The following is a 10,364-nucleotide window of genomic DNA, read 5'->3' as shown; positions in this document are numbered from 1 at the left end:
ATATTGACTACTACAATCAAAAACGAATAAAGGCAAAACTAAAAGGCATGAGTCCGGTACAATACCGAACTCATGCCTCAAGAACTGCCTAATGAAAACCCGTGTCTAACTTTAGGGGGTCACTTCAGCATACAGCGGGCGCTTTTTTGTTATTCTGATTTTTCGCCTTTCAGCAGACACATAAAAATAATAATGAGGATAAAAGCAATCAGGGCCAGGAATGGAATGGTCATAAAACCGAACCAGTTAATGTATTGGCCTGAGCATGGTACGCCGCTTACACACGGCTTAATGCCCGTAAAGCCGGGCACTTTTTGCTCTAAGTAGTGCATGATCGAAATAAATGCTCCGATAATCGCCATCGGAAGCACATATTTTTTTACGCGTGTGTCTCCTTGAAAGGTGGCGATGCCTAAAATCAGGACGAGCGGATACATGAGGATACGCTGGTACCAGCACAGTTCACATGGAATGAACTTTTTGATTTCGCTGAAATACAAGCTGCCGAGCATAGCGATAAGAGCCACAACCCAGGAAGTATATAAACATACAATTCTATTTTTCATATGATTACTTCCCTTTCAGCTCTTTTTCTATCGTTTCTTTGATTTCATCATAATCCGCAAAATTTTTGATCACTTTATCATTGACGTAAATCGTCGGTGTTGCTTTTATGTTCATTTTTTGATTAAGGTCAGAATCCTTTTCCACTTGAGAAGCGAATGTTTCCTTATCAAGATTGTCTTTGAGCGTCTCCGGTTTGATCTTTGTGGTGTTTTTTGCTAGATCACCGAGAACAGCTGGGGTCACCCATTCCTGTTCTGTGTCCGGCTGTTTTTCGAACAGCTTTTCATGGAATGCCCAGAAAGAATCAGGATCTTCTTTCCATACTTCTTCTGATGCAAGAGCCGCTAATCTTGAACCTTTTCCATGGAACATGACGTTCACGAATGAAAATTTCACATCGCCCTTATCAATAAAGTCTTTTTGTATTTTTGGAAAGATGTCACTGTTAAACACCTTGCAAGATGGACATTTGTAATCTCCGAATTCTACTACAGTTACCGGTGCATCATCCTTGCCAAGCACAGGCTGGCCTTTGATAGACGGCTGTCCAGAAACCGCTTCATTGCCTTGTTCTGTTTTGTTATTAATGATGACAATGGCTGCTAGTAAGACAACAACCACAACCGTAAGGATGACCGCGAATTTCGCAGAAGACTGCTGTTTCTTTTTCACTCCGACACCTCATCGTTTTAAGATTAAAAAAAGAAGCGGATCGCAATAGACCCACTTCTTTATTTTAACAAGACAAGTGCCTATAAGAAAACCCCGAAAAAATGAATTCTCTCCGACAATTCATCCATTTTTGAGACGCATGACGCGCATCGCGTTTGCCACAGCGAGCAGCGTAACGCCGACATCAGAGAAAACCGCTTCCCACATGGTTGCAATTCCAAACGCTCCAAGAATAAGAAAGATCGCTTTCACACCTAAAGCAAAGCCGATGTTTTGCCACACGATTCGGCGTGTCCGTTTCGCAATCCGAATTGCTTCCGCTATTTTTGATGGCTGATCTGTCATCAGTACGACGTCTGCGGCTTCTACCGCGGCGTCTGAGCCAAGGCCGCCCATGGCCGCTCCGATATCTGCGCGCGCAAGCACCGGCGTATCATTGATGCCGTCACCAACAAAAATGAGTTTTTCATTTGGCGAAAGCTTGGCTTCTAAAGCTTCGACCCGCGCGACTTTATCCTGCGGCAGCAGCTCTGCATATACCTCGTCGATGCCAAGCTGTTTTCCGACGTCTTCTCCCGTTTGTTTCGTATCACCTGTCAGCATAACTGTCTGTTTGATTCCAAACGATTTCAGGTCAGCAATCGCCTGTGCTGCATCCTCTTTTACTTCATCCGCTATGATGATTGCTCCGGCATAGCGTTGATCAACAGCAATGTGTACGATTGTTCCGGCATTTAAAACCGGGACACCCTTAATTTGTTCTCTTTCCATGAGCTTTTTATTTCCAGCAAGGATCTCTGTTCCGTCTGCTTTTGCAAAAATACCATGGCCGGATATTTCCTCATATGACTCTATCGCATCAGAGGAGAGCAATTTCCCGTAAGCTTTACGCACAGATTCGGCAATCGGATGCTGGGAATGAAGTTCAGCATATGCCGCCGCTTCAAGTAAACTTTCCTTTGTAAATCCTTCAGCAGGTTTGATTTCTGTCACTTCAAAGCTGCCTTTTGTTAATGTTCCTGTTTTATCAAACACTGCGTATTTGACTTGATTCAAGGCTTCTAAATAATTGCTTCCCTTCACAAGCACTCCGGCCTTTGAGGCTGCTCCGATTCCGCCAAAGAAACCGAGAGGAATAGAGACAACAAGCGCACATGGACAAGAAATCACTAAGAAAATAAGCGCACGGTACACCCAATCTGAAAATGCGGCGCCAGGAAGAACCAGCGGAGGGACAAAGGCCAGCAATACCGCGATAATCACAACAGCAGGCGTATAGTACTTGGCAAACTTCGTGATAAAGTTTTCTGTCCGGGCTTTACGGCTGCTCGCATTCTGAACCAAGTCTAATATTTTTGATACCGCGGACTCCTGGTAGCCCTTTGTGACTTCAATATGCAGAACGCCGTTTTGATTAATGAAGCCAGACATCACATCTTGTCCTTCTGCAGCTTTTCTCGGAACGGACTCACCTGTCAAAGCAGACGTATCAACCATCGCTGATCCCTGCACGATCTTACCGTCAAGGGGTATGCTTTCTCCCGGATTGACCACAATGATGTCTCCTGTCTGTACGTCCTCCGGAGAAACCAGTTCGATGCCGTTCTCTGTTTTGACATTGGCGTAATCAGGCCGGATGTCCATTAACGCAGTAATTGATTTTCTGGACCGGCTGACCGCAGCTCCTTGAAAAAGCTCACCAATTTGGTAAAACAGCATAACTGCGACGCCTTCAGGGTATTGCTGAATTAGAAAAGCGCCGATTGTGGCAAGAGCCATTAAGAAATGCTCATCAAACAACTGACCGCGGGCAATGTTTTTAACTGCACGGATGATAATGTCACCGCCAATGATCAAATAGGCAGCAAGGAAAAGAAAAAATTCGATTGTTCCGGAATGAACCAAATAGGCTGCTGCCCCGATAATGACAGCCGCCGCCATTCTGATCAGCATATTGATCATTCGATGACGATAGCCGTCATCAGCTGATTTCTTTTTATGCTTTTGACGAACTCTTACATGGGGATCGACTGATTTTACTTTTTTCTCTACTTTATTGGTGACCCATTGCTCTTCTTTCCCATCGGCTGAGACAGTTAAGGTGCTTGCCGCAAAGTTTACCGCGCATCCATCAATGCCTTTTATGCCTTTAACTCCATTTTCGATTTTTTGAGCACAATTGCTGCAATCCAAACCGTCCAGAACGTATTCCTGTTTCACTAGTCTCACCTTACCTTCCGATTTAGGGTTCCCTCTACAAAGCGTATCAATGAATGTTGGCATTGAATTCTTATATATGAGCATATACTCATATAATGATTACATCTATTATATGTCGTTTTCCAAGAAAGTGTCAATGTAAAACAAAACCGGCATATCGCCGGTTGTTATTTTACTTTCTGCAGACGCAGCGCATTCAGTACAACGGAAACGGAACTAAACGCCATTGCTGCTCCCGCTATCCATGGCGCTAAAAATCCGAGCGCCGCGATGGGGATGCCGAGACTGTTATAGCCAAGCGCCCAGAATAAGTTTTGTTTAATGTTTTTCATTGTCAGTCTGCTCATGCGAATGGCGTCGGCAATGCTGTTCAGGTCGCCGCGAATAAGCGTAATGTCTGCAGCTTCCATCGCAATGTCCGTGCCTGTTCCAATTGCCATGCCAATATCGGCTGTGGCAAGCGCCGGCGCATCGTTAATTCCATCGCCTACCATGGCAGTCTGCCGGCCTTCTTTTTGCAGGCGGGACATTTCTGCTGCCTTTTGTTCAGGAAGGACTTCCGCTATGACACTCGTAATCCCCGCTTCCCTGGCGATGGCTTCAGCGGTTCTGCGGTTGTCTCCTGTCATCAGGATGACATCCAGGCCCAACTTTTTCAGACGGGCTACTGCCGCCCGTGACGTGTCTTTTATCGTATCGGCAACCGCTACAAGGCCCGCGGCTTCACCATCAATGGATACAAGCATAACTGTTTTCCCTTCTGCCTCTAGTTCTTCCATTTGGGCAAGAAGGGCTCCATGCTCAACCTGTTTGCTCTCCATTAACTTTCTTGTGCCGACGAGAATGGTTTTTCCTCCGGCTTCAGCCAAAATGCCTGCGCCGATTTTAGCTTCAAAGCGGGTCAGCTTCGGTATCTCAAGCCCTTTTTCTTTCACACCTGCTACGATCGCTTCACCGAGCGGGTGCTCCGATCCCATTTCGGCTGCCGCCGCAAACTGAAGCAGGTCTGTTTCTTCAAAACGGCCGAATGGAATGGCATCTGTCAGTTGCGGCTTCCCGTTTGTCACAGTTCCGGTTTTATCGAGAACAATCGTATCGAGACGATATGTTTTTTCTAAATGCTCGCCGCCTTTAAAGAGAATTCCAAACTCAGCTGCGCGCCCTGATCCAGCCATAATGCTCGTCGGAGTGGCAAGGCCCAAGGCGCACGGGCAGGCAATGACGAGAACGGCAATCAACTTACTGATCGCTTCGGAAAAATCGCCGGGAGCCGCCCAAAGATACCAAATGAGGAAAGTGAGAACGGCAATCCCCAATACGATGGGTACAAACATACCGGAAATCTGATCAGCGAGACGCTGGATCGGCGCTTTTGATCCTTGTGCTTCCTCGACAATTTTGATGATATGAGAAAGTGCCGTATCCTTTCCGACGTTGACAGCTTTGATTTTCAGGAAGCCGTTTGAGTTGACGGTTGCACCTGTCACGCTGTCACCTGGATTTTTGTCAACAGGAAGACTTTCACCTGTAATCATCGATTCATCTACTGCCGAGCGGCCTTCAACTACTTCTCCGTCGACAGGAATTCGTTCGCCCGGTTTGACGTAAACAATATCATTGACAAGCACTTCATCTATTGAAATGATTTTCTCCTGTCCTTCTCTTACGACAGTCGCTGTTTTCGCTTGAAGCTTCATCAACTTTTTAATGGCATCCGAAGAACGGCCCTTTGCTTTTGTTTCAAACAGCTTGCCTAATAAAATCAACGTCAGCAAAATTGCGCTTGTTTCATAGTAAAGACCGTCTGTATGCCCATGGGAACCGACGCTTCGAATCGTAAGATAAAGGCTGTAAGCGTAAGCAGCCGACGTTCCGAGCGCGACCAGTACATCCATATTGGCGCTCTTATTTCTGATCGCCTTATACGCCCCCGCATAAAACGGCCAGCCGATCAGAAACTGGACTGGTGTCGCCAGCGCAAACTGCATCCACGGATTGAGGAAAATATCCGGCACCCAAATGAACGATGTAAACGTAAAATGGCTCACCATTGCCCAAAGCAATGGGAATGACAGAACCGCTGAAAAGATCAGCCTCGCCGTTTGCTTCCGTTCTTCTTTCTTTTTAGAAGCTGCCGCTTCACGCTCCTCATCGCTCTTGGGCTTAAGTTTATATCCCAGTTTATCTACCGCTTCTTTCAAATCGGTGACAGACGCTTCTTTTGGATTGTATTCGACCGTAACCGTTTCTAAAGCGAAGTTTACAGGAGCATTTGTGACGCCTTCTATTTTGTTAAGCCGCTTTTCAATCCGATTGGCGCAGGCCGCACAGGTCATGCCTTCAATATCGAATTCAGCTTTTTCTGTTACGACGTGATAGCCCAGCTTTTCAATTTTTTCCTGAATCGCTGTAGCCCCCGTTTCCGCAGGATTGAAGGTGACATTAGACGTTTCAGTTGCCAGGTTGACATTGGCATCTGTGACACCCGGCATCCGCTTGAGCCCTTTTTCAATTCTGGATGCACATGCCGCACAGGTCATCCCAGATACCCGCATCGCGATTTCCTTTTGTTCACTCAACATACTCACTCCTTTATATACACCTGGGGGGTATATAAAAATGAAAGAAATATCGCGCCCTCCATAAAGGCGCGATACCTTGAATCATTCGGCTACATCATAGCCCTGATCTTCTATCGCATCCGCAATATCTTTGACTGATACTTTGTCAGCATCAAACGAAACATCGACTTTTCCTGCTTCCAGATTGACATGGACAGCATTGACGCCGTCCAGTTCTCCTACGCTTGATTCCACTGCTTTAACGCAGTGCTGACAAGACATTCCTTCAACTTGCAATGTTTTTTGTTCCATATGAATTCCTCCTGTTTGTTCTTTCTGTTTTCATCCTACCATACCCCCGTAGGGTATTACAATGAAAAAAGACTTTATGATTTTGTGAACCTTTTAAATACGTCCAAAAGCTCAGAAATGGCCTGTTCTCCGTCTCCGCTTTTGATGGCATCTGCTACACAATGATGGGCATGATCCTCAAGCAATTGAAGCGCCACGTTTTTCATTGCCGCCTGAACAGCTGAAATCTGCACAAGAATATCTACACAATATCTATCATTTTCCACCATATTTTGAATCCCTCTGACTTGGCCCTCTATCCGCTTTAGCCGGTTTGTGATTTGATCCTTTTCTTTCGAGCTTTTATGGTTTAATGCTTTATGTTCGTTATGCTTCTCCATGCGTACACCTCTGTTCCTTATATTAATTCCCATTATACTGATTGTCCAAACTGTTGTCTAAGCATGCCGCGACTAAAATAAATCAGTTAGGTTTTACCATTTGTTCAGGAGGGTATATATTTCTTATGAAAACGCTTTTAAAGGGGAGAAGAAAAGTGGATACAATAAAGGTTGGGGTATTAGGATACGGACTTTCTGGTTCTGTTTTTCACGCACCGCTGCTTGCTGTTCTGGATGAGTATCACATCAGTAAGGTCATGACATCGCGGACAGAAGAAGTGAAACGGGATTTTCCGAATGCTGAAGTTGTGCATGAGCTTGAGGAAATAACAACTGACCCAGCCATTGAGCTTGTCATTGTCACCACCCCAAGCGGCCTTCATTATGAACATGCTATGGCATGCATTCAGGCCGGAAAACATGTTGTAATGGAAAAACCGATGACAGCGACGGCCGAAGAGGGGGAGAAATTAAAGAAGGCTGCTGATGAAAAAGGTGTATTGCTAAGCGTATATCATAACCGACGTTGGGATAACGACTTTTTAACGATTAAAAAGCTGATCGCTGACGGATCCCTTGAAGATATCAATACATATCAAGTCTCCTATGACCGCTACAGACCTGAGGTTCAAGCACGGTGGCGGGATAAAGAAGGCGCTGCCACTGGTACACTGTATGATCTCGGCTCCCACGTCATAGACCAAACCCTCCATTTGTTCGGGATGCCTAAAGCGGTGACTGCAAACGTGATGGCCCAGCGTGAAAATGCGGAAACGGTGGACTATTTTCACTTGACGCTAGATTACGGCAAACTCCAAGCCATTCTATACGGAGGTTCGATCGTTCCGGCAAACGGCCCGCGTTATCAAATCCATGGACAGCATTCCAGCTTTGTAAAATACGGAATCGACGGACAGGAAGACGCACTCAGAGCCGGAAGAAAACCGGAGGATGACAGTTGGGGTGCAGATGATCCAGAGTATTACGGACAGCTGACAACCGTTCATGGGACGAACAAAAAAACCGAAACCATCCCATCAGTAAATGGCTCCTACCTTACCTATTATCGCAAAATAGCGGAAAGCCTACGGGAAGGCGCAGCGTTGCCAGTCACCGCTGAGGAAGGCATCGATGTCATCCGCATCATTGAAGCCGCGATGAAAAGCAGTGAAGAGAAACGTACCATTATGCTGGAGCAATAAATTAAAGCCTCCCCATGTCTCAGGGGAGGCTTTTTCATTAAAATGTTTTTCCTGCTTCTTTCGCACGCGCAATCGCGTCTTCTTTAATTTGCTGTGCTTTATCAGGCTCCGCATTATGACCCTCTACGAAAATGCCATCGAAGGAAGGTACACCGAAGAAGTTCATCATGATGCCGATGTAGCGGTGGCCCATTTCCATTTCAGCCGCAGGACCCTCTGAATAGTAGCCGCCTCGTGCTTGGATATGAACCGCTTTTTTATCAGTTAACAATCCAACAGGGCCTTGTTCAGTGTATTTGAATGATTTTCCTGCAACTGCAACAGAATCAAGATACGCTTTCATTACTGGCGGGAATGAGAAGTTCCATAATGGAGTAACGAATACGTACTTATCAGCAGATGCAAATTGGTCGCTAAGCTCTCCCAGACGGCTCACTTTTGCTTTTTCGCTTTCAGAAAGCTCTTCAAAGCCTGTGCCTGATTGAAGCTTGCCCCAGCCGCTGAAAACATCCGCGTCAATATGCGGGATGTTTTCTTTGTACAAATCGATATGTACAACTTCATCGTTAGGATTCGCTTCTTTGTAAGACTCGATGAATGCTTTACCTGTTGCCATACTGTAAGAAGTTGCTTCATCATGCGGGTGAGCAGTGATATACAATACTTTTGCCATTTTAACCAGTCCTTTCGTTTTTAAAAATCACACATCAATTATTATCATACAGATGCACTGCCAATATTCTTTCTCTCTTACGGTTTATTATAGAGACAATAAAAATTACTTTCAAGTAAAATATCTCGAATTAAAGATTATTTCCTTCCAAACTGCCGGAATACAGTGCGGAGATCTCTTTGCTGATCCTCGTGTAGTAAGGGACATGCGGTACTTGTATGTCCGCCGGCATCTTTTTCCTCAAAGCGGATTGCTCAGCCTGTTCAAAAAATGCCCTTAGCTGCTTCATCTCTTCTTCAGAAAACAGAGCAGGCGGTCGATAATGGGCTTGGGCCGAGAGCAAATAATACCCTAAGTGCTGAGCACCGGAAATGGCAGGCCAAAGCGCATCCGCATGAGTATTGGGAAATTCCCCAAGCGCCTTGTCATACGCATCCCGAAGCCTGACCAGACTCACCCTTAACTGGTGTTCGTCTGCTTTCTGCCCGGTTAACAGCTTCTCCATAAACTGCTTTGAGTCGCCAATGTACAACCTCCCTGACAGGTAATATATACCTATTTTATCGTTTCACTTGCTGAAAACTAAGGTTTCTATATAAAAATAGTGACATAAAAAACCTCTCCCAAATGGGAGAGGTTAAAAGACACTGCGGACCAAACCGCCGTCTGCCCGAAGTGCCGCGCCATTGATCGCAGAGGAAAGCGGACTGCTTAAAAATGTAACGAAGTGGGCGATTTCTTCCGGTCGGATCAGTCTTTGAATGATGGATGTCGGCCGGTTTTCTTTCATAAAACGTGCCTCAGCTTCTTGAACTGTCAGGTTTTCACCAGGATACAGCGAATTCAGCATGGTTTCCACACCCTCTGTTAAGGTAGAGCCCGGCATGACGGTGTTGACTGTGACATTCGTGCCGGTTGCCAGCTCCGCCAAACTGCGGGAAATGGACAGCTGCATCGTTTTTGTTGCACTGTAATGGGCCATTTCCTGTGACGGCATAATCGCCGCTTCACTGGCAATGAAAATCACACGCCCTTCTTTTTTCTCTATCATGTTGTGCAAATACTTGCGTGTCAGCCTTACTCCGCTCATAATGTTCACTTCAAAAAAACGAAACCACTCATCATCAGGGATATCAAAGTACTCCGCCGGTTCAAAAATCCCTAAATTGTTAACCAAAATATCAACCTCTGGGTATGCCTGAAACAGGTCATTGCATCCTTCCTCTGTTCCCAAATCATATGCGGCCGGATAAAGGACCGCTTCAGAATGCTGTGTTTTCAATTCATCTATCGTCTGATTCACTTTCTCTTCCCGGCGTCCGTTAATGATCACTGCCGCACCTTCTTCAGCTAACGAAAAGGCAATAGCTTTCCCGATCCCCGATGTCGAACCGGTCACCAGCGCGGTTTTTCCTTGTACATTCAGCTTCATTCTACATCCCTCCGTTTTGATTCCCTCTTATTTATTGACAGAAATCTGATTGGTGAAACATCTGCTCTGCAATCAGTATGAAACAACTTGGATTGAAATAATTTTTGTGCTGCAATCTGGAGAAAAAATAAAGCAGAACCCCTTAAGAGGTTCTGCTTTATTGCAGACTGTTGACAAAATAGTCGGATCTTTATGATCCGACCTATTTTTGTCCAATTTTTTTCGGTCGAATAGGCTGGCGAGTTGGTCCTTTCCAAGTCCAATTCGCCAGTTTTTTTAGATTCATGGCAGCGAAAACAAGCATCGCCTGCATGGACAATTTTTTCTTTCCCCTTAGGGTTGTCC

The 10,364-nt window shown here is 45.6% G+C and carries 10 protein-coding genes and 2 pseudogenes; 2 read left to right on the top strand and 10 right to left on the bottom strand.

All coding sequences use genetic code 11. From position 1 onward, the window contains the following. On the top strand, nucleotides 1-92 hold a 92-nt coding region (locus tag Q3W56_RS20395), incomplete at its 5' end, for an IS3 family transposase (protein ID WP_302896688.1). Nucleotides 93-149: 57 nt separating this feature from the next. On the opposite strand, the gene Q3W56_RS20390 is transcribed toward Q3W56_RS20395, so the two are convergent. The 6 genes from Q3W56_RS20390 to csoR form a co-directional block, all read right to left on the bottom strand. Continuing rightward, nucleotides 150-566 (bottom strand): disulfide oxidoreductase, encoded by a 417-nt coding sequence (locus Q3W56_RS20390; RefSeq protein ID WP_302896687.1) that lies wholly within the window; start codon nucleotides 564-566, stop codon nucleotides 150-152. Between the two features lie 4 nt (nucleotides 567-570). Beyond that, entirely contained in the window at nucleotides 571-1,239 is a 669-nt protein-coding gene (bdbD, locus tag Q3W56_RS20385; protein WP_019715723.1) for a disulfide bond formation protein BdbD, read from the bottom strand. Nucleotides 1,240-1,359: 120 nt separating this feature from the next. Next, on the bottom strand, nucleotides 1,360-3,468 hold the full coding sequence (locus Q3W56_RS20380) for a heavy metal translocating P-type ATPase (RefSeq protein WP_302896686.1): 2,109 nt from the start codon (nucleotides 3,466-3,468) through the stop codon (nucleotides 1,360-1,362). Between the two features lie 158 nt (nucleotides 3,469-3,626). Further along, a complete protein-coding gene (gene copA, locus Q3W56_RS20375; RefSeq protein WP_302896685.1) occupies nucleotides 3,627-6,038 on the bottom strand; it encodes a copper-exporting P-type ATPase CopA in 2,412 nt (803 codons plus the stop codon). An 84-nt stretch (nucleotides 6,039-6,122) separates the two neighbouring features. Further along, entirely contained in the window at nucleotides 6,123-6,332 is a 210-nt protein-coding gene (copZ, locus tag Q3W56_RS20370) for a copper chaperone CopZ (RefSeq protein WP_003220010.1), read from the bottom strand. 74 nt (nucleotides 6,333-6,406) lie between these two features. Continuing rightward, a complete protein-coding gene (gene csoR, locus Q3W56_RS20365) occupies nucleotides 6,407-6,712 on the bottom strand; it encodes a copper-sensing transcriptional repressor CsoR (protein WP_302896684.1) in 306 nt (101 codons plus the stop codon). A 125-nt stretch (nucleotides 6,713-6,837) separates the two neighbouring features. On the opposite strand from csoR, the gene Q3W56_RS20360 reads away from it, so the two are divergent. Further along, entirely contained in the window at nucleotides 6,838-7,914 is a 1,077-nt protein-coding gene (locus Q3W56_RS20360; RefSeq protein WP_302896683.1) for an oxidoreductase, read from the top strand. A 37-nt stretch (nucleotides 7,915-7,951) separates the two neighbouring features. Here Q3W56_RS20360 and azoRB read toward each other — a convergent pair whose 3' ends face one another. The 4 genes and pseudogenes from azoRB to Q3W56_RS21230 all read right to left on the bottom strand — a co-directional run. Continuing rightward, a complete protein-coding gene (gene azoRB, locus Q3W56_RS20355) occupies nucleotides 7,952-8,587 on the bottom strand; it encodes an FMN-dependent NADH-azoreductase AzoRB (RefSeq protein ID WP_302896682.1) in 636 nt (211 codons plus the stop codon). Nucleotides 8,588-8,717: 130 nt separating this feature from the next. Further along, nucleotides 8,718-9,098: pseudogene (locus Q3W56_RS20350) on the bottom strand (FUSC family protein); the annotation flags it as partial. Nucleotides 9,099-9,224: 126 nt separating this feature from the next. Continuing rightward, nucleotides 9,225-10,019 (bottom strand): SDR family NAD(P)-dependent oxidoreductase, encoded by a 795-nt coding sequence (locus Q3W56_RS20345; protein WP_302896681.1) that lies wholly within the window; start codon nucleotides 10,017-10,019, stop codon nucleotides 9,225-9,227. Then, nucleotides 10,016-10,364: pseudogene (locus tag Q3W56_RS21230) on the bottom strand (hypothetical protein); the annotation flags it as partial. The pseudogene Q3W56_RS21230 and the gene Q3W56_RS20345, both read right to left, overlap by 4 nt.

Source organism: Bacillus sp. C28GYM-DRY-1 (assembly GCF_030519405.1).
Classification (GTDB): Bacteria; Bacillota; Bacilli; order Bacillales; family Bacillaceae; genus Bacillus; species Bacillus spizizenii_A.
Note: the sequence above shows the minus strand (reverse complement) of the source record. Positions and strands in the feature narration are given on the sequence as shown.

Coding starts and splice junctions, on each gene's coding strand:
- copZ (WP_003220010.1), bottom strand. CDS start 6,332: ATGGAACAAAAAACATTGCAAGTTGAAGGAATGTCTTGTCAGCACTGC.
- csoR (WP_302896684.1), bottom strand. CDS start 6,712: ATGGAGAAGCATAACGAACATAAAGCATTAAACCATAAAAGCTCGAAA.
- Q3W56_RS20390 (WP_302896687.1), bottom strand. CDS start 566: ATGAAAAATAGAATTGTATGTTTATATACTTCCTGGGTTGTGGCTCTT.
- azoRB (WP_302896682.1), bottom strand. CDS start 8,587: ATGGCAAAAGTATTGTATATCACTGCTCACCCGCATGATGAAGCAACT.
- Q3W56_RS20345 (WP_302896681.1), bottom strand. CDS start 10,019: ATGAAGCTGAATGTACAAGGAAAAACCGCGCTGGTGACCGGTTCGACA.
- Q3W56_RS20360 (WP_302896683.1), top strand. CDS start 6,838: ATGAAAACGCTTTTAAAGGGGAGAAGAAAAGTGGATACAATAAAGGTT.